The sequence below is a fragment of the Amycolatopsis japonica genome (assembly GCF_000732925.1).
GTDB lineage: Bacteria > Actinomycetota > Actinomycetes > Mycobacteriales > Pseudonocardiaceae > Amycolatopsis > Amycolatopsis japonica.
Genome location: NZ_CP008953.1, coordinates 4973162 through 4998878 on the forward strand (window position 1 = coordinate 4973162; position 25717 = coordinate 4998878).

A 25717-nucleotide genomic window follows, 5' to 3' on the forward strand; every position below is an offset into this window, starting at 1 on the left:
TTTCGGCCTTCCTGCGGCATACCGGAGAGCTGTCTTGTTCTGTCCGGTCCCCGCCGCTGGAGGATTCGCGTGTCGAGATCCCGTCGTTTCCTGTTCCCCCGAAGATCGCGACGCGCGCTGGCGGTGGGTGTCGTCGGCCCGCTCGTCGGCGCGCTCGCGGTCGGGCTCGTCGCCGCGGCACCGGCCGAAGCCGCGGTGCCCACCGGTTTCACCGACACGGTGGCGATCGGCGGGCTCAGCTCGCCGACCGCCACCGCGTTCGCGCCGGACGGCCGGGTGTTCGTCGCCGAGAAGAGCGGCCTGGTCAAGGTCTTCGACTCGCTCGCCGACCCGACGGCGACGGTGTTCGCCGATCTCCGCACGCAGACGCAGGACTTCTGGGACCGCGGCCTGCTCGGGCTCGCCGTCGACCCCGCTTTCCCCGCCAGGCCGTACGTCTACGTCTCGTACACCCTCGACGCGGAGCCCGGCGGCACCGCGCCGCGCTGGGGTGACACCTGCCCGACCCCGCCGGGCGCGACCGACAAGGGTTGCGTCGTGACCGGCCGCGTCTCCCAGCTGACGATGGGCTCGGCGGGCACGGCCGTGAGCGAGAAACCACTGGTCACAGGCTGGTGCCAGCAGTTCCCGAGCCACTCGGTCGGCGCACTCGCCTTCGGTCCGGACGGCGCCCTGTACGCGGGAGGCGGCGACGGCGCCAGCTTCACGTTCGCCGACTACGGCCAGGTGGGGAACCCCTGTGCCGATCCGCCCTCGCCCGCCGGGACGAACCTGACGCCGCCGTCGGCCGAAGGCGGCGCGCTGCGTTCGCAGTCGCCGCGACGCGCCGCCGGCCAACCGGTCCTGCTCAACGGCACGCTGCTGCGCATCGACCCGGACACCGGTGAAGGCGTCCCCGGCAACCCCTTCGCGAACAGCTCCGACGCCAACGCGCGGCGCGTGATCGCCTATGGCGCGCGGAACCAGTTCCGCTTCGGCTTCCGGCCGGGCACCAGCGAGCTCTGGGCGGGCGACGTCGGCTGGGACACCTGGGAAGAAATCAACCGCGTCGCCGACGTCGGCGACAGCGTGGCGGACAACTTCGGCTGGCCCTGTTTCGAAGGGAACGCCAGGCAGGCCGGTTACGACGGCGCGAACCTCGACCGGTGCGAATCCCTCTACTCCTCCGGCGGGCACTCCGCCCCGTACTACGCCTACAACCACCGAGCCAAGGTGGTCGCGAGCGACCCGTGCCCCACGGGCGGCTCTTCGATCAGCGGCATCGCGTTCGAATCCGGCAGCAACTACCCCGCCGAGTATTCCGGCGCGTTGTTCTTCGCCGATTCCTCCCGTGGCTGCATCTGGGCCATGCAGACCGTCGACGGCCAGCCGAACGCGAGCCGTCTCGTGCCGTTCGTGACCGGCGTCAACGTCCCGGTGCAGGTGCTGACCGGCCCGGGCGGCGACCTGTTCTACGTCGCGCTCGGCAGCGGCGAACTCCGCCGCGTCAGCCATCCCGGCGGGACCAACCGGCCGCCCACCGCGGTGGCCACGGCGACCCCGTCGAGCGGACCGGCGCCGCTGACGGTGCGCTTCGACGGCACCGCGTCCACCGACCCGGACGCCGGGGACACCCTGTCCTACGCCTGGGACCTCGACGCCGACGGCGCGTACGACGACTCGTCGGCCGCCGACCCCACCTGGACCTACACCGCGGCAGCCGCCGTCGACGCCGGGCTCCGGGTGACGGACTCGCACGGCGCGAGCGCGACCACGACGGTGCGCGTGACCGTCGGGAACCCGGAGGGCCTCGACCCGGTGCCGGTCATCGACAGCCCGGCGGGCACGCTGACCTGGTCGGTCGGCCAGACCGTGTCCTTCTCCGGCCGCGCGATCGACGCCCAGGACGGGCAGCTCCCGGCGTCGGCGCTGTCGTGGCGGCTCGCGATCCGGCACTGCGCGACCAACGGCACCTGCCATACGCACAACGTCCAGGACTTCCCCGGCGTCGCATCCGGGTCGTTCGTCGCGCCGGACCACGACTACCCGTCGTACCTGCAGCTGACCCTCACCGCGACCGACTCGACCGGCCGGACCGGCAGCAAGACCGTCGACCTCCAGCCGAAGACGGTGTCGCTGAACTTCGCCTCCAGTCCCAGCCAGGCGACACTCACCGTCGGCGGCACGCAGCAACGCACGCCGTTCTCCCGGACGGTGATCGCGGGATCCACCAACTCGATCAGCGCGGACAGCCCGCAGAAACTGCCCCCGCTCAACCTGAAGTACGCCTTCACCGGCTGGGCGCACGGCGGCGCGCGGACGCAGAACATCATCGCGCCCGGTACGTCGACCACCTACCAGGCGAACTATCGGCTCTGCTGGCTGTTGAACCCCTGCTGACCCGTCGCGACAGCGGGTCGTGAGTGGCGTTTCGGATTCTAACCCGAAACGCCACTCACGACCACCGTGAGCTTCAGCGGTCGCGCGTGTTCGAACCGTCCATAATGGAGTACTCCAGCACGCCTTTCGCGAAGCCGTAAGAACCCCGAAAGGATCGGAACCCCCATCGGAGAGACCCCGTCGGATCGCCCATCCAGATCCCGCACGGAAGGTGCCTCCGATGACCTACCCAGGCCTGCCCGACCAGCAGAACACCCGCCCCGCGACCGTCAAGCCCGGCGTGGCCGTCGGGATCCTCGTCGCGGTGATCGCACTGGTCGCCTTCTGCATCACCGGCTTCGCCGCTCCCGGTTTCCTGCTCCGCAAGGGACCCGGGCTCTCGTTGCCCGTCCCCACCTCCAGCCCGGCGACGACGACCTCCTCGCCCACGAGCACCACGGAAAGCCCGACCAGCACGAGGGTCAGCCGTCCGAGGATCACCCCCACCAGGAACCCGGCCACGCCGCCGGCGCAGGGCGTTCAGGTGATCGTGGACTTCCTCACCAAGATCGCCGGGAGCGACAAGCCGGGGGCGATCGCGTTGGCCTGCGAGGCGCAGAAGAGGTTCATGGACGACAAGATCGATTCCCTGATCCCGCTGGGGTCACGTGTTCAGGTGACCTCTGTCAACGGGACGTCCCGGTTCGTCCTCGCCGACGTCGCCGGAGTCGCCAAAGGACGGTCGGCGAAGGGCATCGTGATCTCGGATCTCAAGGCGGACGGCGGTTTCTGCGTCACGACGTTCAGCATTCGCACCACCGGCTGATGTCAGTCCAGGCAGAACTCGTTGCCCTCGATGTCCTGCATCACGATGCACGACTCGTTCTCCTCGTCGGCGAGCAGGACACGCTGCTGCACCGCCCCGAGTGCCGTCAGGCGGTCGGATTCGGCCTGGAGCGCGGCGAGGCGCTCCTCCCCCACCAGGCCGGTGCCCGCCCGCACGCAGAGATGCACCCGGTTCTTGACGACCTTGCCTTCGGGAACGCGCTGGAAGTACAGCCGCGGGCCCACGCCGGTCGGGTCACTGCAGGCGAAGCCCGCGTCCTGCTTCTCGGGCGGCAACGTGCGGTTGTAGTCGTCCCAGGTGTCGAACCCCTCCGGCGGCGAGGGCACGACGTAGCCCAGGATCTCGCACCAGAACCGCGCGAGGCGCTCGGGTTTCGCGCAATCGAACGTGACCTGTACCTGTTTGACCGACACCATCAGTCCACCCTAATCGCTGTCGAACGGATCAAGCCCGCGGCCCGCAGATCGGCCCAGACCTGTGCGGGGACCTTCGCTTCGAAGGATTCCAAGTTGCTTCGGACCTCTTCGGCGGACCGCATCCCGACCGCGATACCGGCGACGGCCGGATGCTGCAACGGGAACGCCATGGCCGCCTGGGGAAGCGTCACACCGTGCGCCTCGCACACGTCGGCGATCCGGTTCGCCCGCTCCACGACGTCCGGTGTGGCGGCGGCGTAGTCGAAGTACGCGCCCTCGACCGGCCGCGGCACGGCGAGCAGCCCGGAGTTGAAGATCGACGCCGCGATCACCGAGACACCGCGTTCCTCGCATGCCGGAAGGAAGGTGTCGAGCGCGCTGTGGTCGAGCAGCGTGTGACGCCCGGACTGCATGACCACGTCGACATCGGTCTCCCTGACCAAAGTGGTCAGCATGGCCGTGTCGTACATACCGGCGCCGATCGCGCCGACGATCCCTTCCGACCGCAGCTCCGCGAGGGCCGGATAGCCGTCGCGCAGCGCGTCGTCGAAGTACTCCTCGGCGTCGTGCAGGTACAGCACGTCGATCCGGTCCAGGCCCATCCGCTCCAGCGAATCCTCGACACTGCGCCGGATCCCGTCACGCGTGAAGTCGCGGACCCGGCGGTGCGCCGCGGGGACGTGGAAGCCCGCCGGATCCGGTTTCCCGTCCGGATCCTGGGGAATCAGCAGGCGGCCGACCTTCGTCGACAGGACGTAGGAGTCACGCGGCCGCGAGCACAGGAACTCGCCGATACGGCGCTCGGAATGCCCGATCCCGTAGTGCGGAGACGTGTCGTAGTACCGGATCCCGCCGTCCCAGGCCGCGGCCAGCGCCCCCGCCGCGGTGTCGTCGTCCAGTGGCGCGAACAAGCCCCCGAGCGGTCCTCCACCGAAGCCCAGCCTCGTCACCTCGACGTCGGTGCGCCCGAGTCGCTTCGTCTCCATCCGCGGCCCCCTCGATCAGCTCGCCGATCACCGTGCCACATCCGGGCGCTTCGCTCGCGCGATTTATTCGCCGGGCCAGTCCGCGCACGTCACGACCCCGAACCCCCGGCTCGGGAAGACCGTGTCCACGAAGAAGTCGTGCATCGCCCGATCCCCGTCGGCGCAACCGTCGCGCAGCACGGTCACGTGATAGCCGCGATCCGCCGCGTCGTAGGCCGTCGCGGCCACCATCGCGCTGGTCGCGACCCCGGCGATGGCGACGGTGTCGACGCCCCGGGCCCGGAGCACGAGGTCGAGATCGGTGCCGGCGAACGCGCTGGCCCGGCGTTTCAGCACGACCACGTCCTCGTCGGCGACCGGCAGGTCGATCTCGGTCCCGGCCGAGCCCTCGTGGAAGGTGTCCCCCGCTTCGTGGAACGACTTGAACAAAGCGTTCCCGGCGGGCAGGTCGGTCCCGTTGCCGCGGAGTGCGAAGTGGACGAACACGACGAGCGCGCCGGCCGCCCGCGCCCGCGGCAGCAGACTCTTGATCGGCGGCAGGACTGTTCCGGTGAACGGGTAAGTGCCCGTGATGCCTCGTTGCAGGTCACCGATGATCAACGCGGTGGTCATGCGGGCAAGCTACCCGATCGTCCGTATACAACCGGCCGCGCGAGTGGCTAGCCTCCGGCGGGTGAGGATCAAGAGTGTGCTGCTCGCCGTCCTGGTGACCGCCGGAATCGTGATTCCCCCGCCCGCCGTCGCCTCGGCGGATCCGTCGGGCTGGGTGGCACCGTTGAGCACGCGCGGCCGCTACATCGTCGACGCGGCGGGCGACCGGTTCAAGCTGAAGGCCGCCAACTGGCACGGCGCGAGCGGGACATGGACCGGTTCGGGTGACGTGAACGATCCGGCCTCGCACCACGCCGGTGAGATCGCCTATCAGACGCCGCTCGGGCTGGACCGCGCTTCGATCGACACCGTCATCGACGGGCTCGCGGAACTGGGCCTGAACAGTGTCCGGCTGCCTTTCTCCAACGCGATGATCCACGACACCAAGCCCGTCCCCGATCTCCCGGCGAACCCGGAACTGCGCGGCCTGACCCCGTTGCAGGTCTACGATCGCGTCGTCGCGCGGCTGACCGCACGCGGGTTCGCGGTGATCCTCAACAACCACACCACGACCTCCCGCTGGTGTTGCGGTCTCGACGGCAACGAACGCTGGAACACCGCGCAGACCGAGCAGCGCTGGCAGGACGACTGGCTGTTCATGGCCCGCCGCTACGCCGCGAACAAGCGCGTCGTCGGTGCCGATCTGTACAACGAGGTCCGGCGCGATGTCTTCGACGATCCCAACTGGGGCTGGGGAAACGGCACGGACTGGCAACGCGCGAGCCAGCGGGTGGCCGACCGCATCCAGACCGAGGCCAACCCCGATCTGCTGCTCATCGTCGAAGGCATCAACTGGACCGGCGTGCCCGTCGACGGCCTGCCCCACGGAAGGCCGACGCTGGAGCCGGCCCGCACGCTCTCGCATACGCTCGTGGATTCCGGAAAACTGGTCTACGCAGCGCATTTCTACGGCTACACCGGTCCGAATCATTCCGGGGCGACCGGCACCGGCGAGACCCACGACCCGCGCTACCGTGACCTGTCACCCCAGGAACTACGCGATGTCCTTTACCGGCAAGCGTTCTTCGTCTCTGCGGAGACCGGCAAGCATTACACCGCCCCACTCTGGATCAGCGAGTTCGGCGAAGGCCGCCACACCACCGACGCCGCGAGCCGTGCCTGGTTCGAGAACTTCGTCGGCTACCTCGCCGAGACCGACACGGACTTCGCCTACTGGCCGGCGGTCGGTTTCCACGAAGGCGGAACGGGCAACGGCTGGTCGTTGCTCTCCTGGGACACCGGCGGCAGGCGCGTCGACGTGCTCGACGGCACGGACTGGCGTGGCCCGGCTTGGCGACGGCTGGTGGACGCGCCGTCCCGCACCGGCCGGATCCCCGACGCCGAGCGCTGGTCGATGCTGAACCTCGACTACGCCGATTTCCAGGCCTCGCGCGGGGTTCGCGCCATGGCGGACTGGAATCCGGGCGCTCGCAAGGGCGCCTGCCCCGACGGCCAGCGGCTCAGCGGCCTTTCCCATACCGGCAACCGGGGCCTGTGCACCGGTACGCTCGCCGCGCCGGCGGGATACGCCGTGGTCCGCGATGAGTCCTATGTGGACACCGACTGGGCGTCCGGCTACACCAAGGTGCAATGCCCGCCAGGGCACGCCGCCGTCGGCTACAGCGTCACCGGCGCGGCGTTCTCCGCGCTCCTGTGCGGCCGGTCCGCCACCCCGCTGGGCGGCACCGGCCGGACGGTCTGGTTCGACCGCGGTGACAACCGGCCGTCCGGGAATCCCGGCGGCGACTTCGCCTCGGGCCACTACAAGGGGCAATGCGCTCCGGGCGAATACGTCGCCGGTGTCGCGTACACCGGCCGTGTCGGCTCGAATCGCACTCCGGACGCGGTGCTCTGCCGTGCCTGAGCCCGTTCAGGCGACGAAGACGCAGAACGGATGCCCCGCCGGATCCGCGTAGACGCGCAGCGGTTCTTCCGGGTCGTCGCTGCGGTCGTACCGGAGCCGCCCGCCGAGTTCGAGGACGCGGGCGTGCTGCTCTTCGAGTTCCTCGACCGAGTCCACGGTCAAGTCCAGGTGCAGTTGCTGAGGCACGGGTTCGGAATCCGGCCAGCTCGCCTCTTCCAGCCGATCGACCTGCTGGAAGGCGAGTTGCGCCCCGCCGTCCGGGTTCCGCAGCACCAGCCAGTCCTTGTCCTCGGCGCCGGGCGGGGGCGCTTCGTCGCCAGGGCGGTAGTCCCAGACCAGCAGGCGCCGGTAGAACTCCGCCAGCGCGCGGACGTCGGTGCAGTCCAGCACCACCTGACGGAACTTCGGACCCTTTTTCCGCTCGACCAAGCCGTTCACCTCTGTTCGAGCACCGCGAGAACGTGCTCACACCAGCGAATGTTCTCCTGTTCGAACATGATCCCACGGGCCAGCGTCAGATACGGCCCGACGCGGGGCGCGGTGGCGAGGAACTCCGCCTCGGCGGAGTCGCCGAGCAACCGCTCCCGGAGGCGCTCGAACCGTTTGAGCTTCGTCTCGGCGACGGCCATCCGGTCCGCGACGGCGCGCCGGATCGCCTCGTCGTCGCCCGCCTCGGCCGCCTGGACCTGCACCAGCAGTTCGTCGCGGATCGCGGTCGGCTTCGGCGCCCGCGTGGTGAAGCCGGCGAGTTCGGCCGCGCCGGCGTCGGTCAAGGAGAAGAGGCGCTTGTTGGGACGCCGCTCCTGCTCGACCACCCGCGCCGCCACGAGGCCCTGCGATTCCATCTTGTCCAGCTCGCGGTAGAGCTGCTGCGGTGTCGCGGTCCAGAAATTGGCGACCGACGCGTTGAAGCTCTTCGCCAGGTCGTAGCCCGAGGACTCGCCGTCCAGGAGCGTCGCGAGGATCGCGTTCCGCAGCGCCATGGCGCGATGATAAGCATCGCCGCGAGTAGTCGCAAAGTTGATTAGACACTTTGATGGACAGCGGAGCGGTGATCACCTACGCTCGGCGACATCTACTCAACAAGTTGACTATGAGGAGATCGCCATGTCCACGTTCCGTGAAGCAGTCGAAGCGAAGGACGCCGCCGCGATCGAGGCGTTGCTCGCCGACGACGTGGTCTTCACCAGTCCGGTGGCGTTCAAGCCCTACCAGGGGAAGGCGATCACGGCGGCGATCCTGCGCGGGGTCCTGCGGGTGTTCGAGGATTTCCGCTATGTCCGCGAGATCCAGGACGGCGTGCACCACGTGTACGAGTTCGAAGCGACCGTCGACGGGCTTCAGATCAACGGCTGCGACCTGCTGACCTTCGACGCCGAGGGCAAGATCGTCGACTTCAAGGTGATGGTCCGGCCGTTGCGGGCGGCCGAGGCCCTCGCGGGGCGCATGGGGGCCCAGTTCGAGGCCATCAAGGCGGACGCGCTCGGCTGAGCGAGCCGGCACGCGTGACTGGCCGGACGGCGCGTGTGATCAGACGGACGACACGCGTGACTCGATGGACGGCACGCGTGCGCGGCAACGTCAATGGGGGCCGGCGTCCTGCCGCCGCACCATCTCCGCGATCCAGACGGGCGCGAACGGCGACGTGCAGTTCGGCGGGGTCGGATAGTCCTTGAGCACTTCCAGGCGCTCCCCGATGTCGATCGCCCTGGCCCGGTGCGCCGCGTGCTCGATGCCGATCTGCGCCAGGCAGTGGTTCATCGCCCACTGCAGGCGATCCGGCGCGGTCTTCATCTGCGCCTCGATGACGTCGAGCAGTCCGACGAGATCGAGGCCTTCGGGCTTCTTCGCCACCCGTTCGGTGGTCAGCGCCCAGCCGGCGCTCGCGACCACGGGGTCCGGATCGGCGGACCACGCCACGCGCAGCTCTTCAGCGTGCTGATTCTTCTTGACCACGTAATTCACGAGCCAGTCGTGCACCTTCGGGGTGCGGGCCTCGCGCACCATGCGGTCCAGCTCGTCGCGTCCGAACGCCTTCGGGCGGCAGATGAGGAGTGCGAGCAGTTTCGCGGCGGTGTCGCCCGTTTCCCAGAGCTCCAGCGCGAGTTCCTGCTGGGTCTTCAGCCGCTTCGCGAGCGCGCGCAGCTTACCGAGGTTCACCCCGTGGTCGTCGCCGTGCTTCTCGTTCACCTGGCGTGCGCGCGGATCCTCGAGCTCGGCCAGTTCGGCCAGCACCTCGGCGGTCGTCGTCCCGGTCACCCGTCCAGCCTACGAGGCGCTCCGGGTGGAGGAGCCACCCGGAGCGCCTAGACCGCTATCCGCGTCGTGCCAGGTCGTCGGCGTGCTCACGCAGGAGTGCGGCGACCCGCGGCCAGCCGACGTTGATCCGCCGGGCCCAGCCACGATGACGCTGCGCGAGATCCCCCGCGTCACCGTCCTGGACGGTCAACCCGGTGGCGAAGCCCTCCCGGAGGTACCCGCCGTCGGCGACGTCGAGGACGTCCCGGACCGGCTCCGGCGGCCACCCGTCGTCGGGCAAGGGGGAACCGCTCGCCAGCAGGGTGCCGATCGCCCGGTCCCCGAACTCGGCCCGTCCCCGTTCGGCGAAGTCCGTGCGGGCACGCGAAACCCAGGCCTTGAGCGCGGCACCGTCGAGACCGGAATCGGTCGTCCCCGGCATGGTGCGTGTCTCGAAGATCGTCAGCCACGCGCCGACCAGTTCCACGCTCGGGGCGCCGTCGTCCGCGGGCTGGATCCGGGTGCAGAGCTCGACGAACGCGCCGGGGTTCTCGGCGAGGATCCGCTGCAGGCTCCGCGGTTTCCGGTGGTGTTTGAGCGCCGCGTGGAACCGCAGCTCCAAGCGGGCGACCGCGACGTCCGCATCGCCGGCCTCGGCCAGCTGGTCCAGCAGCGGGCCGACGTTCGCGACGGCCTTGCGGTCGGGGGCCTCGACACCGTCGGCGGACGCCTGGAGCAGCACTTCCTCGATCAGGGACGCGGGCAGGGCCGCCCCGTCGCGCACCCCCGCCGCGAGCGCCTTGACCGCGGCCCACGGCCGGCGCCGCGCGAGCTGCGTGACGAAGAACGACTCCTGTCCTTCGGGAAGCGGCCACGGACCGACGTGCGTCCAGTAGCCCTCGAGAACCGCTTCGTCGGCGGACTCGAAGAGCTCCAGCGCGTGGTCCACCGGGATGGCCAGGAGATAGTCGACCAGCCGGTCCTGCTCCTTGAGCTGGATCGCGACCTCCTGCCGCCATTCTCCGCCCTGGGACCGGGCCATCTCGCCCGCCCAGCCCGCCGCCCAGTCCTCGCGCCCCAGTTCCGCGAGCGCGTCTTCCCGGAGGTCGTCCGCGGCGACGTGGGCCGCGACCACACCGACCAGCCTGGGCAGGGCGCTCTCGGCGGCGAGCGCGCTCAGCCCGGCGGCGCCGTGTTCGCGCAGGACACCGCCGACGGCGTCGCGGCGAAGGCGCCCGATCTCCGCTTCACGCGCCTCCGGTTCGAGGGATTCGCCGCCGTCCAGGTACGGGTTCCGGCCGAACAACAGGCCGTGCCGCCCGGGATTGACCGCGGGCTCGATCAGCTCGGCGCAGGATTCCAGCCATTGCAGCAATTCCTCCGGCAGGGTCCAGCCGGCGCCGGCGTGATGCCGGTGCTCGGCGGTCACCCCGGTGAGCAGGCCCCACAGGCGGAGGCGTTCGTCCGCCGAGAGCCGTTCGGTGTCCAGCCGCGTGAAGGCCTCCACGACGCGGTCCCACTGCGCCGCGTTCAGCTCGGGAAGCCGCTCGAAGAATTCGCACCACCGATACGGCCGTTCCGCCAGTGCGGACAGCGCCGAGGCGACCAGTTCGTCCTCGAATTCCGGTCCGTCGGCGACGGCCACCGGCGCCGCCGGGACCGTCCATTCGAGACGGACCTGCGGGCGGCTCGGGCTCGCGAGCAGATGTCCGCGCGGACCGCGCAGCAGGGCGAGAGCCAGCCGCCAGCCCGCTTCCGGCGAGCGACGGCCGATCGCCTTGACCAGTTCCGTCCGCTGCCCGCCGGGCAGGTCGAGGTACGGGTACCACGGCTGCACGAGGGTGATCAGGGATTCGAGCGGCCGGTCGCCTGCCTCCCGCCCCGGCCGCGTCAGCTCGGCCAGCAGGGACACCACCATCGGCAACGCGTCGTCGGACCAGCCGACCGTTTCCAGCGCCGCGATCAGCCCCTCGGAGGTGCCGCTCAGCGGCGACGGGTCGCTGGTCAGCGCGTGGTCGACGGCACTGAGGAACTCGTGAGGAGCGGCTTCGGCGAGCAAGGGCAGCACGTCGGCGAGCGAGCGCCAGAGCACTCCGTCCCCGTCTTCGTTGGCCCGGCCGAGCACTTCGCGGACGAATCGCGTGGCGTGGTCGGCGCCCGAGATGCCGCCGGACAGCGTCGTGTCCCCCTCGGCGGACAGGAGCGCCGCGCTCCGCGCCAGCCCCTGCCGCATTTCCGCCGACCATTTCCGGCCCGGCTCCCGCTCGGTGAGCACCTTGACGGCTTCTTCGTGCCAGCGCCGCAGATCCTGCGCGCTCAGCCTGCCGTGGAGAAGCGTCCAGGCGTCGTGCGGATCCGCCAGCCGTACGACGTCGCCCGAGCGGGCGAGCAGGGGGTCGTCGCCGGTCTCGGCCCTGGCGAAGAAGCGCGTGAGCTCGTCGATCTCCCGGCCGGCGATCGCGGCGATCTCCTCCAGATCATGCCGCGACCCGGCCGACCACCGGCCGATCAGCAGCAGCGGCGCGGCGAGATCGCGCTCCAGCGGGTTCACCCATCTCGGGAGGTCACCGGCGACGGCGAGTTGACGGCGCAGGGCACCGACACTCCGCCGGGCGAGGTCGGCCCAGGCGGTCGCGTCGGCGGACGGGACACCGGCCGCCGCGAACGCCTCCGCCGCCTCGTCGCGCGGGATCCGGGGCAGTACCAGGACATCGGCACCGGCACGGTCCGGCGTGCTCCGCACCACGACGACATGGCCGCCGATCGTCTCCTCCCCCACCGCGACGCCGTCCACCACGGCGACGAACGGCCCGTCCAGATCGCGGCACTGACGCCAAGCCTCCGGGCTCGACACCCGGACCGCCCGGAGCCCCGGCCGGTGGGCCGCCAACGCGGTCGCGACGAACGCCGCCGCCTCGGTCCGGCTGCCCGCGTACACGGGGAGGACCGACGGCTCGGCGTCCAGCCAGTCGCACAGCCGGTCCCTTTCGCGGGCGCGGCCGAGCAGCGGGAGGCTCTCGGGCAGGACGGGACGCGTTTCGTCCCGCCAGGATTCGAGCCACTCGGCCAGGTCTTCGAGGCCGGGGACGACCCCGATGCCCAATTCCGGGGCGACCCGGGTCAGTTCGGTGATCAGGCCCGCGATGTCCTGCTCCGCCGTACGTCCGCCGAGCCGCCGGTGAGAGTCGGCGGTGATTTCCCCGGGCATGACGGCGTCGTCCACCAGGACCGCGACGATCTTCTTGCCGAGCCGCGATGCCTCGGCGACCTCCTCCCGCACGGCGTCGTCGAGCCCCTCGGTGCCGATCGGCACCACGAGGACGGACGCGGCGTCGCCGGACCGGACGATCCGGTCCTTTCCGAACACGTGACCGAGGCTCCGGTCGAGACCGCGGAGCCGGTCCTGGCCGTCACCGGCTCGGACGGTGATGAAGATTCCTGCCATGGTGCGAAATCCTTTCCAGCGAGCACAGTTGTCGATGCGTACGGGCTGTGGTTTCACTCGGCTTCGCCGCGGGCGCGGGCCAGCACCTCCTCGACGCTGAGCGGGCTGGCCGGATGGTGGGTGAGGCACAGCGGAGTGGTCACCCGCTGGAAGCCGAACGCCTCCCCCGACACGTAGAACTGGGCGCGTTCCAGCCGCGAGATGTCGTCGACGGGGCTGCCCTTGGCCCTGGCCAGCTCGTTCGCTGCGGCGATCTGCGCCGGGCTGTTGAGCCTGCCGAAGAACTGCGTCATCGCGTTGCCGACGACCTGGTTGTGCAAACCCTTCGGCGCCTGTGTCGCGAACAGCAGTCCCAGGCCGTATTTCCGCGCTTGTGAAGCGAGCACGATGGTGCTGCGGGTGCTCGCCGTGAGCGTCCCCGACGCGGCGAGCATCTGCGCCTCGTCCATCACGAAGAGGGCGCCGAGCGGCCGGTCACCGGCCGGATTCCGCTTGGCCCAGGCGAAAAGTTCCATCTGGAGCTGATTGACGAAGTTCTGCCGCTGCTTCTCCGAAGGCAGCCCGATGAAGCTGATCACCGAAACCCGTGCCCGCTTGCCTTCCCCGGGAGCGAGCAGGAGCGCCGGGTCGACGGGCTCGCCGCCACCCGCCAGGAGGGGGTCGTTGACCATGGAGGCCTTCAGCAGCTCGGCCAGCTCGGCCGCCAGCTTTCGCCCGTCGTTCAACGTGCTCACCCCGTCGGGCAGGTCTTCGAGCACCTCGATGAGCGCGGGCAGGCTCCGTGATCCGGTCCGGGCGTGGTGCACGACGGCCTGCCGCAGCACCGCGAGCCCGACGCTGGCCTTCCCCGTGCTGCCGGTCAGTTTCACCTGCGGTGCGAGTGCCGCCACGGCGACCTCGACGGCCGCGTTGAACTCGTCCTCGTCGTCGAGGACTCCGGCGAAATCGGGCAACGGCTGGAACGCGAGCGGCCTGCCACCGGCGCGCCCCGGCGTCCACACGACGACGTCGGTCTCGGCCAGATAGCGCTCGGCGAGCCCGGCGTCGTCCGCCCCCCAGGCCTCGGGCGGCTCCGGCCAGGCGTCGCCGAGGCGGGCGAGGTCATTGTTCGGATCCAGCACGATCGCGGAAACGCCCTGCAGCGCGCATTCCTCCACGATCCGTCGCAGCAGCACCGTTTTCCCGGACCCCGAACCCGCGAACACCGCGGCGTGCTTGCGCAGGGCCGCCAGTTCGATCCGGACCGGTTTCCCGCTGCCCGACACGGTGCCGAGAGTGACCTCGCCCTCGGCCGCCGGAGGCGTCTCGGTGGACACCGCCCGGGGCAACGGTTCCGGCAGGACCTCCGACAGGAGTTCCGACCGGCCGGCGGGCCGCCGGTCGACGAGCCACTCGTGCAGCTCCCGGCTTCCCTCGGCGAACATCTTGTCCAGCGCCCAGAACGTGCGGATGTCCGCATCGGACATTCCCCGGGATTTACCGCCCTGCTTGAAGAATTCCTTGAGTTCCGCCTGGGTCTTCACCCCTGGCGACCACGCCGGGTTGCGCAGCAGCACCAGATGCCGGTTCTCCGCGCCCTTCCGGACCCCGGCCGCCGATCGCGCCTTGCGGAACCGGTGCAGCGCGGCGATGTGATGCGACGCCGCGATGGCCCGGAACGCCCAGTGCTCTTCGAGGTCGGACGCTTCGTCCACCGTTCGGGTGAGCCAGGCGTGCAGCTCGTTCCGGTCGCTCTTCGCGCCATGGACCCATTCCATGTTGTCGTTGCCGACCTCGGTGATCCATCCCCGGATCGCGGCCGACAGCAGCCGGGGCATCACCTTGTCCTCGGCCTTCGGATCCAGCAAGGCCGAGGGGTCGGCCTCCGAGCGAAGTTCCTCGAACCGCTTGTCCAGTTCCGCGAACCGATCGGCGGCCATCGCCGGACGCGGCGGTCCGGCCGAGCGCACACCGCCTTCGTCGAACGTGGTCAGCTCGATGACCCGGCCCGCCCGGACGCAGGCGTCGATATGCGCGCCGATCCGTTTCAGGACGTCTCGCGGCGACATCTCCTCCCATTCCCCGTCGAAGGCCGACGGGGCCACCGGCCACGTGGGACAGGGAGGAACGAACTTCATCGTCTCGTACGCGACTCCGAGGCGTTTCTCGACCAAGGCCCTGCCGACTTCGGCATCGGTGACCCGGCCGAGGATCAAGGCTTCCCGGAAGCGATCCGGGACGGTGTCGGTGGCCTTCTCCTTGAGCAGCTCCCAGGTGCCGGGGAGGCACGCGAGGACCGTCATGGTCCTTCTGGTCACCTCCCGCAGGCCCATCAGCCCGTCCGCGATCTGGGCGACGAGCAGGTCCTGTTCGTCGCTGTCCCGCACTTGCCGCTGGCCGACGGCGGACCGGGCCACCAGGGTGTCGAGCTGATCGACGGCGATCACGATCGGCCCGGTGAGCGCGAGCAGCCGCGTGATGTTCCTGACCTGCGTCTTCGCGGATTTCGGATCCGACCGGATCCCCCATTTGCGACGGTCACCGGATTTCGACTCCGGGAACACGCCGAGGTAGTCGTCCCCGACGTAGTTCTTGTTCGGGTCTTCGCTCGCGTAGAGCACCAGCGCCCGTGCCGTGTCGGCGCATTCTCTGGCGACGTCCCGATCGAGGCCGCGCAGACCGTCGACGAACGTGTCGACGTCGGCCCTCGACAGGCCACGCCCGTCCAGGATCTTCTTGGTGACGTTCGCGTCGATGCTCGCGCGAAGACAGACGCGGCGGAGGAAACTGGTGAGCTGAGGGACGCCGGAGCCGTCGAGCCGCGAAAGCCCCCGGCGCATCGCCTCGGCGGTGTTCTCCCAGAACGCGTCGCCCGCCGTGAGGTCGTTGAGGAAGAAGTAGCCGCGGGCGTCGTGGGCCTGTTTCCGGACGAGGCCGAGCAGGTGGGTCTTGCCCACGCCCTTCTTCCCTTGGAGGACCAGCCCGATCGGGCTCGGGCCGTCGCTGGCGACGGCCTCCTTGATCCCCGAGCTGACCTGCTTCAGCACGCCGGTGTGCAGGCCGTCGACGTGATACGGCGAATCACGCCACACGTGATCGGGGGTGTCGGCCCAGTCGAACCGCAGGGCCGCGAGCGCGCTCAGCTCGTCCATCACGGCGCCTCGATCGAGATCAGATGGTTGTCCTCACCGCCGATGCGGATCGCCGCCTCGTGATCGGCGGCGGTGAGCGCCTTGCGGTTCGATTCCGGCACCAGATGCGCCTGTCCCGACCGGCTGAGCTCCTTCAAGACCGCGTCGACGTCCACAGTGGACGCTTCGCCGAGCATCGGCCGCAGCTCCACCAACGAGACCCAGTCGCGCGGCGAACGGGACAGTTTGCGGTAGGCGATCCGGATCCGGGACTCGATCTCCTCCACCGTCAGGTCGACCTCGGGCATGAAGAGGTCGGCGAGCCGGAGCTTCTCGCGCCGGAGGTGTCTGCCGAGCCCGCCGAGCACGACGTACAGGGCGCTGCCCAGGCTGCCCCGGGGCGGCGGCGCCTCTTCCTGGCTCAGTTCCTCCTCGCACCAAGCCCAGCCGCGCTCGGTCAACTCGTGGTAGAAGGGACGGCCGCGTTGTTCGCTGGCGACCAGATCGAGGCCGTTGAGCTGACGGCGTTCCTTGCCGTCGAGGGCGAAGCCGACGATCTCGCGCAGCTCCGGGTTCGACACCTCGCGGGCGACCACCATCAGCGCCAGCATCGCCGCGGTCTGCTTCTGTCCCAATCGATCCGTCATCCGTGATCCTTCCGTACGTGATTAGCGCTGATCGAGAAATCCGCTGAATCCGTGGCGTGTCACCCTGGCCTCCGAGGTGCGCACGGCCCATTCGATCGCCTCCCGCGTCTCCGGCGGGGCGAGCACGCGATGTCCCGGTACCGCGTCGGTCGCGCGGACCCGTGTCGCCGACATGAGCTCCTCGGCGAGGTCCTGGACCCGTTCCCGGTCCCCCGCGCCGATCGCGATCTGCAGCTCGGCGACGATCTCGTCCACGAAGCCCCACATGAGCGGCCGGAGCCGGGCGTGCGCGGTTTGCCGGAGCACGCCGGCGACGTCGAGGTCGCCCGGTTCGACGAGTGCCGTCGTCCCTCTGAGCTGGTCGACGAGGTTCTGGGCGATCTCCATCGGCCCGCGCGACGGGCCGAACTGGAGATGCCGCAGATTGCCGACGTACCCCGGCAGGCTGTTCGGCTCGGTTCCCTTGGTGAGCACCGGGACGACGCGGCGGTCCTGCCCGAGGGTCCGGTGCAGGAACAGTTCGACCTCGGCCGACTGCCAGCGGCTCACCTCGCGGTCGACGATCAGGCACAGATGTTTCGCGTCGTCCGCGGTCTTTTCGAGCAGCGACCGTTCCCCGGACAACGACAGCACCGGCCGGACACCGAGTTCCACCAGGTACTTCATGAGTTCTTCGGCGAGGTACATCGTCGGCCTGGTCGTGCTGACCCGGACGTCGTGGGAGAAGGTGCGTTTCTCCGCCCGGACCGCGGCGACGTAGGCGTCGCGGTTCTCCGCGAGCAGGTCCGTCCGGTCGAAGTCGTGCGCGACGACCGCCGCGACCGTTTCCAGCGCGAAGCTGATCTGGTCGGCGGTCGGGCTGATCTCCGTCATCACCGGAAGCTGTTCGCCGAAGGTCCAGAAGGAGACGTACGGCAGCGTCAGATGACGCGACATCACGTCCGGCGAGACGTCGCGGTCGAGCCAGCTGCGGAACAGGTCCTTGGTCTCTTCGAGACAGATGCGCCGCCACTCCTCCGAGCGCGCGTACTCTTCGCGGGCGTCGAACCTCGACAGCACCGGCAGGACGGTCAGCTGCGGCCGGTCGTAGGGCATGCGGTCGCGCGCGGCGTTGGCGCGTTCGGCGATGTCGACCGCGCCCCGCATGCTCTGCACGTTCGCCGTGAAGAGGACGACGAGCCGGTCCGGAAGATGCGCGGTGCAGATACCCCCGATGTCGGAGATGCCCGTGCGGCTGTCGATGAGGACGTAGTCGTAGGCGGCCGTCCACTGTTCACGGCATTGTTCGAGGTAGTCGCCGAAACCCTGTTCGTACAAGCCTTCCCAGTCGAGATCCTGCACTCGCCGGACGTAGGCGTCGTCCCCGCGGCCGGCGGTGATGACGTCGAGTTTCACCTTCCCGGTCAGCCGGGTCGTATGCGCGCCCGGAGCCAGCCTGCCTTCACGGAAGTCGTCGATCAGGTCCACGACGCCGCCCGACGGGGGCGCGCTCATCATCGGCCGGAAGTAGGTGTCCAGGCCTGGCGCTTCGAGGTCCCAGTCCAAACACAACACCCGATATCCCCAACGTGCCAAGAGAACAGCGATATTGGCCATGGTGAAGCTCCGGCCGACACCACCCTTGAAGGAGTAGAAGGTGACCACAGTTCCTGGCATGGATCAGAACCTCGGCAGCTTCGACGGTCGCGGCGGTTCGGGCGGTGGTGTTTCGATCGGCCACTCCGGAGACCACGGCGGTGCCTGCTCGATGATCTCCACCAGTTCCTTCACCATCCGCCCCAGTTCGTCCTCGAACTCGATGTACTCGGGGGTCTTCTGGTACTGCGGATGCGGTTTGTTCCAGTCCCGGAAACTGCGCATCCGGCGTTCGTGCGCCCAGGCTGGGTAGTAATCCGAGTCGCTGAAGATCACCGGATAGATCAACCGGCCCGCCTTCGTCACGCCGTCCCGCGCGACGATTTCCTCCCGCTTCGCCATCGTGTGCCATTCGGCGAGGCACCGCTCGTCGCGAAAGTACTTCGGGGAGCAGACCGGAATCAGGATCCGGGCACGCTGCAACGCCTCACGGACTTCCCGGGGCCAGTTCCCGCCGACGGCGACACTGTCTTCGAGAAATATCTTGACGTCATAGTCGACATTGTCGTCCAGAAGTCTCTGCAGCCGAGGATGGAAGTGATTCCGCACCCAGTCCGGGGCGTCGCCTCCGCCTCGGCGATAGCTGATGAACACGTCGTACTCGTACACGAGCGCCATCGCCCCTTCGCACCCGGATCCGTTTGACAGCACCGATCGTAGGGGCCGAAGACACTCTCAAAAAGGTACAAAAACACGACAAAAACTGGACACGGCGCCGCCTACGAGTCCGCGAAAGACAGAAAGATGACAAGCGGGAGACAATGGGTGCCCCGCGCGCGTCCGATCGCCGAGAATGCGACCACCCGGCCCGCCGGGCACCCTTCACTGACAGGAGTTTCGATGGCCGACAACGAGCCACCGCATGTGTTCGTCACTTACGCACATGATTCACCGGAGCACAAGGAACGGGTCCGCCACTTCGCGGATTTCCTGCACGGCCGGATCGGTCTCGAAGTGCACCTTGATCAATGGGACGACGGCGAACGTCGCGACTGGTCTTTGTGGGCGTTGAAGCACCTCGACACGGCGAATTTCGTGGTCGTCATCGCCTCACCCGACTACAAACGCCGTGCCGAGGGAAACGCGGCGTTCGACGAAGGACGCGGCTCCCAGTTCGAGGCGGCGCGGATCCGCGATCGCCTGACCAGGGATCTCGGCGGCGAGATCAAACGGATCCTGCCGGTCGTGTTCCCCCAGCAGTCCGTCGACGACATCCCGAACTTCCTCAACCCGCACTCCACCACGAGATATCCGGTCGACGTGTTCACCGAGGAGGGTGTGGAGGATCTTCTGGCCGCGATCACCGGCAGGGCCCGGCACCAGCGCCCCGAACGCGGCCAGTGGCGTGGCGGCGCGGCGAACGCGGCCGGCCCGGGCAAGACCTCGGTCGCGACCGGCCTGGAATGGCGGGCGTGCAGCGACGGCATCCGCACCGAAGGCGCGCGGATCAACGACGTGCACTACAAGGACAGCATCGTCTTGCGGGCGGCCGAGCGGCTCGCTTATGTCGAAGTGGACCTCGGGATGGCCTACCGGAAGTTCACCGCGACGGCCGGCGTCCTCGACGACGCGGCCGAGCCCTTCCAGGTCGGCCACTTCCGCGTCCTCCTCGACGGACGGCCGTCACCGGAGGTCAAGGTGGCGCTGGGAAAACCGGCGAAGATCGACGTCGGCGTCACCGGTGTGCTGAGGCTCCGGCTGGAGTTCCACCGTCCGGGTACGACGGAGAGCAGGTGGCTGCCGGAACTGGCGTGGGGCGATCCCGTGCTGGAGTAGCGCCGGTGTCGCTCCCGATCGCCACGTTCGCCCAACCTCCAGCCACAGTGGGTTGCGCATCAGTACATGATGGCCCCCTTCCTTGCGTCTAGCGCCAGGAAGGGGGCCATCATGTACTTGAGGAAGTGCGTCAGACTTGCTCAGGGGGAGCCGGCGAAGAGTCAATTGTCCATAAGGGACAGCAGTTCTCGTTGTGGCGTGGTCGGTGCAGGTGGTCGTGAGTGGCGTTTCGGGTTCTAACCCGAAACGCCACTCACGACCCGCGCTTGACCAGGGCCGAAGGCTCCCTTCGCCGCATTAGACGCAGTGAAGGGGGCCTTCACGCGCATCCGCTGTGACTGCTGCGGCTGGTGGTGTTGCAGAGCCGCGGGTGACGATCGCGTAGTCCGTGAAGGCCTCCTTCCCTACCTTCAGAGTAGGGAAGGAGGCCTTCACGGACTTGCGGGCCACGTCCCCCTTGCCCCTCAAGAGAAGTCGGCATCCTCCTCCTGCACCAGCTCCCGCAGCTTCACCAGCCCCCGGTGCTGTTTCACCCGGACGTTCCCCGGCGACAGCCCGAGCGCGGCCGCGGTCTCGGTGGCGCTCAGCCCGACGACGATCCGCAAGGTGAGCACCTCCCGCTGCAGCTTCGGCAGCTGGGCGACGAGCCTGCCCAGCCGCGCGCCGAGGTCGACGTCGAGCATGTAACTTTCCGGCTCGTTGCGGACCGGTCCGGCCTCCGGCAGTTCGGGTACGGGATCGGACCGGTCGCGGGACACCGCACGGAAGGCGTCGGCGACCTTGTTGGCCGCGATCGCCCGTACGAGATAGAGGAACGAGCCGCCGCGATCCTCGTACACCGGCAGCATTTTGAAGACCGCGAGACACACCTCTTGCGCGACGTCGTCGGCCGACAGGTAGGAGAGGTCGCGCCCGCCCATCCGCGCGCGGCAATAGCGCACCAGCATCGGCTTGACGACGGCGAGCAGCCTGTCGACGGCATCCTCGTCACCGGCCTTCGCCGCCATGACGAGCGGATCGAGCATCTCTTTGGTCAGCCGGCCCGACGGGCGCGGGAGGGTGTCCAAGGTGCGGTAACCCCGGACTTCGCCGTCGATCGGGTGGGTGTCGATGGTCGGCATCGGCTCAGCCCATCACTTTCGCGGTGGAATCGAGCCGCCGCACCTGCGCGATGAAGGCGTTCATCCGCCACCGCAGGCTGTACGCCTTCGCCGTGTCGCCGAAGACCTTCTTCTTGTGGAGGATCGCGGCCAGTTCCCCGACGGTGCGTCCGTCCGCCTCGGAGATCTTGAGCGAGATCCCTTGCCGGATTCCGTCGGATTCCGCGGACCGGGCGATCATCGGGTTGCCGTCGTCCGCGACGGACCAGCCCTTCCTCGCGATCTTCTTCTTGAAGACCTGCCGCAACTGCTGCCCGGTCAGGGTGGTTTCCACGCGCCGTGGCCGGAATCCGTGTCTCTTGAAGGCGATGTAGCCCAGGTACACGACGGCGATCACGACGAGGATCAGCACACCGGACGTGCCGTTTCCCTCGCTCGTGGTGTCAAGGGCGATTCCCATGTTCTCTCCCGGGCGTTCGCGGTCCGAATGCCCGATAATCGAGGAAATCGCGGACGGCGTTGCGCGCCGGAGTTTGTTGTCCTGATTTTGTCCGTTGCCGTTCGCCGGAAAGCGGGCAGATCAAGGACAGCTTTCGCCACGGCGCGATCATCGGTAGCGAAACCGGCCCCTGGATCGATCCCTGCGCTGTCGAATCGCCACGATCACGGGGAGAGCACGGATGACGGATCGTTTCGATGTCTTGTTGTGTTTCACTTCGGAGGGCGCGGCCCCGGTGGACGGGCCGGAAGCGGCACTTCGCGACGCGGGGCTCCGTGTTCTCCGGGACTCCGCCGTCGACGAGTTCGCCGACGCGCTCGCGAACTCCCGTCTCGTGCTGGTCCTTTGCTCCCGTGCCGACCGGGCCTTGGTCGTCGATCCGGGGGCGGACGGCGAGCAGGCCGTCGATCCGCGGGATCTGCCCGCCTTCGTCTGGCTCGTCCGGCGCAAGGTGGCCGACGCCCGCCGCGGACGCCCGGCCCGGATGGTCGGGCGGTATCGCGAACTCCTGGCACTCCATCGTGGCCTGCACGCGCACCCGGTACTGATGGTGCGAGGCCTGCCAGGCGTCGGCAAGACCGTGTTGACCGAACAGTACGCCCGCCTCTTCCAGGACACCTTCGATGGCGGTGTCCTGCGGCTGGGCCCGTTCGGGCAGCACGCGCCGGAAGAGGTCCTGTCCCAGTTCCACCTCGCCCTTGCCCGCGCGGCCGGTGACCGGCTGGACGCCGATCTGTCCGGCATCGGCTTCGACCGGCTGCGCGACCACGTCGCCGAGCGGATCGGCGCCGACAGGCGTCGCGTTCTCGTCCTCATCGACGACGTTCCGCCGGGGCTCCCTCCGGACGTCCTCGAACGGCTGCTCCTCCCTGCCTCCACGGTGTCCACACTGCTCGTGAGCCGGGTGGGGAATTCTCCGTGGGACGTCGCCGCGCTGGACCTTGCCGGGTTGACCCCTGCCGAAGGGCTCAGGCTGTTCAGCGACTACCGCGCACCGGCCGACGACACCGAGCGAGAAGCGGTGCTCCGTCTCGTCGAACACTGTGGCGGGCATCCGATCACGCTGCGCGCCAACGCTTTGGCCGTGCGACGCCAGGACGGACCGCTCGCGTCCCGTCCGGACACGGCACCGCCGGCGATCCGCGGTCTGCTCGCCGGTTGCGGTCCGGTCGCCGCCGGGATCATCCGTCTCGGCGCGATGCTGGCGCCGGCCCCCTTTCCGCTCGGCATCGCCCGTGACGTGCTCGGAGCCGGTTCCGTAGAAGCCGTCGGCGAACTGCAAGAACAAGGTCTCGCCTCGCTTGTGGACGGCGGGTTGCGGCTGCAACCCCTCGTCGCCGAAGTGGCCAGGGCGGGGCTCGATCCCGGCGACCTGCCCGCTTCCGCGGCGAAGTCCTTGCTACGACTGCTTTCCGACGAACGCACCGAGTACCGGGACTTCCTCCTGCAGCATGCCCGCGCCCTCGCCGAGCGCGCGTCCGCGGCGCTCCGGATCCGGCTGCTGCGCCCGGTCGCGGCCGCTCACGAACGGCACCGGGATTTCTTCGCCGCCGGTGAGGTCCACGCCGCGATCCTGTCCACCGAAGGCGCCACGAGCACGGACTTCGTGACGGCCGCACGGGTGGAGATCGCCTGCGGGCTGTATCCGGAAGCCGTGCGACACGCCCGGCACGCGCTGCTGTCCGCGGCCGACGACGAGGAGCGATACGCGGCCGAACTGGTCGCCGCGCAGGCATTCGACTGTCAGGGCGACTACGGCGCCGGCGAACGGGCTTTCTGGCACGAGCTTCCCTGGCGGGGTGCAGCCCGGCTATCCGCGGTCGTGGCGAGCGCACAGGCTCTGCGTCTCCGAGGCCGGGCCCGGGAGGCCATCGCCTCGCTCGACACGGTCCTGCCGGAGCTTCGCGACTCGCCATCCGGCGACCTCCTGCCGTCGGCCCTGCTGGAATACGCCCGCGTCCTGCTGCTCGACGACCGGCCGCGGCGGGCACGCGAAGCCGCGGCGGAGGTGATCGCGGCGTTCCACGCCACCGGCAGAATGCGGCATTTCCGATGCACCGAAGCCGAATTGCTGTGGGCCGAGGCGACGGTCACCCTCGACCTCCAAGACCTTCACCCGGACCGGTCCGTAGCCGCCCTGCGCGAACTCGAAAGCCGATATGGACGGCGTCACGGCGCCGAGAGCCCGGCGGCCTTGACCGCCGCCGCCCTGGCAGGCCGCGCGCTCCTGCTGCGGGGCCGGCCGGAGCGTGCCCTGCAGGCGTTGAGCGAGACCGAGCGGACCGTGCTCCGCGTCTTCGGTGGCGAGAACCGCTTGCGGTACCGGATCCGGCACGGCATGGCCCTGGCGCACGGACAGTCGCGCGACTTCGGGCGCCAAGCCGAACTTCTCGAGGAGATCCTCCAGCCACAGATCCGCTTGCTGGGCTCGACCCATCCGGAAACCCTCGAAAGCCGGCTCGACCTCGGCCTCGCGCTGGCCTTCAGCGGACGCGACCAGTACCGGCGGGCCACCGAACTGGTCGACGGCGCCGCGGACGACATCGTCGCGACGCTCGGCCCCGCGACCGAACTGTCCGAGAAGGCGATCGCGGCGAAACGGGTGCTGCGGGGCACGGCGAGTCAGTTCTCCGACGGCCGCCAGCGCACTCCGTAGGCGAAACCCGGTGTCAGATGCCGAAACTGGACATGAACCTCGCCCGACGCGTCCGGCGTCAGGGAGAACCCGCGCGCCGCCTCGTCGCTCGCGTCGTCCTGGAAGACCCGTTCCAGCAGGACGACTTCCACCGGGATCGGCAGGGCGAACCGGACGTGCAGATCGAACAGATCGACCGGATGCCGCGGGACGCAGACGAAATGCGGATGCCTGAACTCCGCCCGGAACCGCAAGGCGATCTCGTGTTTGCTCAGCCGCTTGAGCGGGCTGGGCAACCGCAACGCCAGACCGACGCGATCGGTGGACTCCATCACCCGTCCGGTCAGCCGTCCACCGTGGAACACGTCCACGCGGAGATCTTCACTGCCGATGGCCTCGCCCCGGTAGACCGAGTCGGTCAGGGTGAGGGCCAGGTCCAGTTCGGCGATGTCGTCGGCATCGGCGACGATCCGGCGGGATTCGAGGACCTCCGGCACCGGCTGGTCGAGCGCCACCGCCACGCGCAGTTCCTCCGTGTGCCATCTTCGGCTGGGCTGAGCCGCTTCGGTCTTGTCGGATTCGCTTGTGGACGCGACGGCGACCTCGGCGAGCTGATGGATGCCGTCGTCGATCCGGCGGCGGGCGGTCCGGTCGTCGCGCTGCAGATGCTTGGCCAGCCAGCGCACCCGATCCTGGTAGAAGGGGTGCGCCGCCTCCGGATGCAGCCCGAGCGCGGCCAGCACGGCGGTGCACAGGTCCTCGGGCAGCGAACGCGCCCATCCGGACAGGCATTCACCGAGTGTCTTCCGGATCGCCGCGTTCCCCTCGCCTTCGGCCATGCCGCAGACCGCGCGTAACGCGGGTCCCGCCCGTTCGGCCAGCTGAGGGGCCGCGATTCCCCGGCCCCTCCGCAGCAGCTTCAATTCGCCGGCCAGATCCGCAGCGCTGACGGTCACCAGTCCTCCCCTAGTGGTTCAAGCACGGTCGTCAATAGTCGCCAGCCCGGCGGCCCGTGTCCAGCCGGTGGCGGCCGTGTATCGCCGATCGTTATTTTGGGTTTTCGTTTCCCGCTCATACGGGAAACAGGAAACTCCTTGTCGCCCCCGAACCGGCGACGCATTCTTGGTGAGCCGCCCCAATTCGCGGCGATAACACCTCAACCAGCGGTTTTCCCGCGTTGTCGAGTGCTGCCCTCATGCGCTCACCGAAGGAGTCGGAATGACCGTCAAGTGCTCGCTTTCGCTGCTCTTACGGATCGCTTTCTGGCTGTGGGTGGTCGCGCTCCTCATCGGAGTGGCGCTCGGCAGCGCGGCGGGGACCGCGCCCGCGAACCCGGTCTCTCCCGTGGTCGCCACACACGGAAAGGAGGTGGACTGACCATGCAGACCCACGCCATCGGCCTGATCCTGGCCCTGCTCGGCATCGTGTTCGGCTGAGGACACGGTATGAAACACACCCGCGTCCGGCGGCCGGATCCGCGGATCCGGCCGCCGGACGGAAGCCACTGCCG

The 25717-nt window shown here is 69.2% G+C and carries 21 protein-coding genes; 7 read left to right on the forward strand and 14 right to left on the reverse strand.

Annotated features, from left to right (window positions below; all coding sequences use genetic code 11):
• Positions 1-69 precede the first annotated feature (69 nt).
• A complete protein-coding gene (locus tag AJAP_RS22885; RefSeq protein ID WP_174492038.1) occupies positions 70-2379 on the forward strand; it encodes a PQQ-dependent sugar dehydrogenase in 2310 nt (769 codons plus the stop codon).
• Between the two features lie 220 nt (positions 2380-2599).
• Positions 2600-3184 carry a hypothetical protein gene (locus AJAP_RS22890; protein ID WP_038515121.1) on the forward strand — a complete coding sequence of 195 codons (585 nt, stop codon included), beginning with the start codon at positions 2600-2602 and terminating at the stop codon, positions 3182-3184.
• A 2-nt stretch (positions 3185-3186) separates the two neighbouring features.
• On the opposite strand, the gene AJAP_RS22895 is transcribed toward AJAP_RS22890, so the two are convergent.
• The 3 genes from AJAP_RS22895 to AJAP_RS22905 form a co-directional block, all read right to left on the reverse strand.
• A complete protein-coding gene (locus tag AJAP_RS22895; protein ID WP_037344416.1) occupies positions 3187-3621 on the reverse strand; it encodes a VOC family protein in 435 nt (144 codons plus the stop codon).
• Positions 3621-4607, reverse strand: a complete 987-nt coding sequence (locus AJAP_RS22900) for an aldo/keto reductase (protein WP_038515123.1) — start codon at positions 4605-4607, stop codon at positions 3621-3623. The genes AJAP_RS22895 and AJAP_RS22900 overlap by 1 nt, the downstream gene beginning before the upstream one ends.
• A 63-nt stretch (positions 4608-4670) precedes the next feature.
• A complete protein-coding gene (locus tag AJAP_RS22905; protein ID WP_038515125.1) occupies positions 4671-5219 on the reverse strand; it encodes a cysteine hydrolase family protein in 549 nt (182 codons plus the stop codon).
• A 61-nt stretch (positions 5220-5280) separates the two neighbouring features.
• On the opposite strand from AJAP_RS22905, the gene AJAP_RS22910 reads away from it, so the two are divergent.
• Complete coding sequence (locus AJAP_RS22910; protein ID WP_038515127.1) at positions 5281-7122, forward strand: cellulase family glycosylhydrolase; 1842 nt, start codon at positions 5281-5283, stop codon at positions 7120-7122.
• A gap of 6 nt (positions 7123-7128) precedes the next feature.
• Here the strand turns inward: AJAP_RS22910 and AJAP_RS22915 are convergent, their stop codons facing one another.
• Together AJAP_RS22915 and AJAP_RS22920 are read right to left on the reverse strand one after the other, a co-directional pair.
• A complete protein-coding gene (locus AJAP_RS22915) occupies positions 7129-7551 on the reverse strand; it encodes a VOC family protein (RefSeq protein ID WP_038523684.1) in 423 nt (140 codons plus the stop codon).
• Between the two features lie 5 nt (positions 7552-7556).
• Complete coding sequence (locus AJAP_RS22920; RefSeq protein WP_038515129.1) at positions 7557-8105, reverse strand: PadR family transcriptional regulator; 549 nt, start codon at positions 8103-8105, stop codon at positions 7557-7559.
• 124 nt (positions 8106-8229) lie between these two features.
• Between AJAP_RS22920 and AJAP_RS22925 the strand changes: the two genes are divergently transcribed.
• Positions 8230-8613, forward strand: coding sequence for a nuclear transport factor 2 family protein (locus AJAP_RS22925; RefSeq protein WP_038515131.1), 384 nt, complete (start codon positions 8230-8232; stop codon positions 8611-8613).
• Positions 8614-8703: 90 nt separating this feature from the next.
• Here AJAP_RS22925 and AJAP_RS22930 read toward each other — a convergent pair whose 3' ends face one another.
• From AJAP_RS22930 to AJAP_RS22955, 6 genes are read right to left on the reverse strand one after another with little or no spacing between them, the layout of a single operon-like run.
• Entirely contained in the window at positions 8704-9381 is a 678-nt protein-coding gene (locus tag AJAP_RS22930; RefSeq protein ID WP_038515133.1) for a DNA alkylation repair protein, read from the reverse strand.
• A gap of 55 nt (positions 9382-9436) precedes the next feature.
• Entirely contained in the window at positions 9437-12805 is a 3369-nt protein-coding gene (locus AJAP_RS22935) for a hypothetical protein (RefSeq protein WP_038515135.1), read from the reverse strand.
• Positions 12806-12858: 53 nt separating this feature from the next.
• Complete coding sequence (locus AJAP_RS22940) at positions 12859-15936, reverse strand: ATP-binding protein (RefSeq protein ID WP_038515137.1); 3078 nt, start codon at positions 15934-15936, stop codon at positions 12859-12861.
• The gene (locus AJAP_RS22945; protein WP_038515139.1) at positions 15936-16562 is read right to left on the reverse strand and encodes a hypothetical protein; all 627 of its coding nucleotides are present in this window, start codon (positions 16560-16562) and stop codon (positions 15936-15938) included. Before AJAP_RS22945 ends, AJAP_RS22940 begins: the two co-directional genes overlap by 1 nt.
• Before the next feature lie 21 nt (positions 16563-16583).
• Positions 16584-18218, reverse strand: coding sequence for a CATRA system-associated protein (locus tag AJAP_RS22950; RefSeq protein ID WP_038515140.1), 1635 nt, complete (start codon positions 18216-18218; stop codon positions 16584-16586).
• A gap of 3 nt (positions 18219-18221) precedes the next feature.
• Positions 18222-18815 carry a TIR domain-containing protein gene (locus tag AJAP_RS22955; RefSeq protein ID WP_228694565.1) on the reverse strand — a complete coding sequence of 198 codons (594 nt, stop codon included), beginning with the start codon at positions 18813-18815 and terminating at the stop codon, positions 18222-18224.
• A 222-nt stretch (positions 18816-19037) separates the two neighbouring features.
• On the opposite strand from AJAP_RS22955, the gene AJAP_RS42550 reads away from it, so the two are divergent.
• On the forward strand, positions 19038-19973 hold the full coding sequence (locus AJAP_RS42550) for an SEFIR domain-containing protein (protein WP_051972565.1): 936 nt from the start codon (positions 19038-19040) through the stop codon (positions 19971-19973).
• Positions 19974-20437: 464 nt separating this feature from the next.
• Here the strand turns inward: AJAP_RS42550 and shbA are convergent, their stop codons facing one another.
• Positions 20438-21094 (reverse strand): RNA polymerase sigma factor ShbA, encoded by a 657-nt coding sequence (gene shbA / locus AJAP_RS22965; protein WP_051972566.1) that lies wholly within the window; start codon positions 21092-21094, stop codon positions 20438-20440.
• Positions 21095-21098: 4 nt separating this feature from the next.
• Positions 21099-21533 (reverse strand): hypothetical protein, encoded by a 435-nt coding sequence (locus tag AJAP_RS22970; RefSeq protein ID WP_038515142.1) that lies wholly within the window; start codon positions 21531-21533, stop codon positions 21099-21101.
• A 220-nt stretch (positions 21534-21753) separates the two neighbouring features.
• On the opposite strand from AJAP_RS22970, the gene AJAP_RS22975 reads away from it, so the two are divergent.
• Positions 21754-24228 (forward strand): hypothetical protein, encoded by a 2475-nt coding sequence (locus tag AJAP_RS22975; protein WP_038515144.1) that lies wholly within the window; start codon positions 21754-21756, stop codon positions 24226-24228.
• Here the strand turns inward: AJAP_RS22975 and AJAP_RS22980 are convergent.
• Positions 24195-25163 (reverse strand): hypothetical protein, encoded by a 969-nt coding sequence (locus AJAP_RS22980; protein WP_174492039.1) that lies wholly within the window; start codon positions 25161-25163, stop codon positions 24195-24197. The two genes, AJAP_RS22975 and AJAP_RS22980, sit on opposite strands and share 34 nt — an antisense overlap.
• 262 nt (positions 25164-25425) lie before the next feature.
• Between AJAP_RS22980 and AJAP_RS44120 the strand changes: the two genes are divergently transcribed.
• Positions 25426-25584, forward strand: a complete 159-nt coding sequence (locus tag AJAP_RS44120; protein ID WP_158073266.1) for a hypothetical protein — start codon at positions 25426-25428, stop codon at positions 25582-25584.
• The last annotated feature ends 133 nt before the right edge of the window (positions 25585-25717 follow it).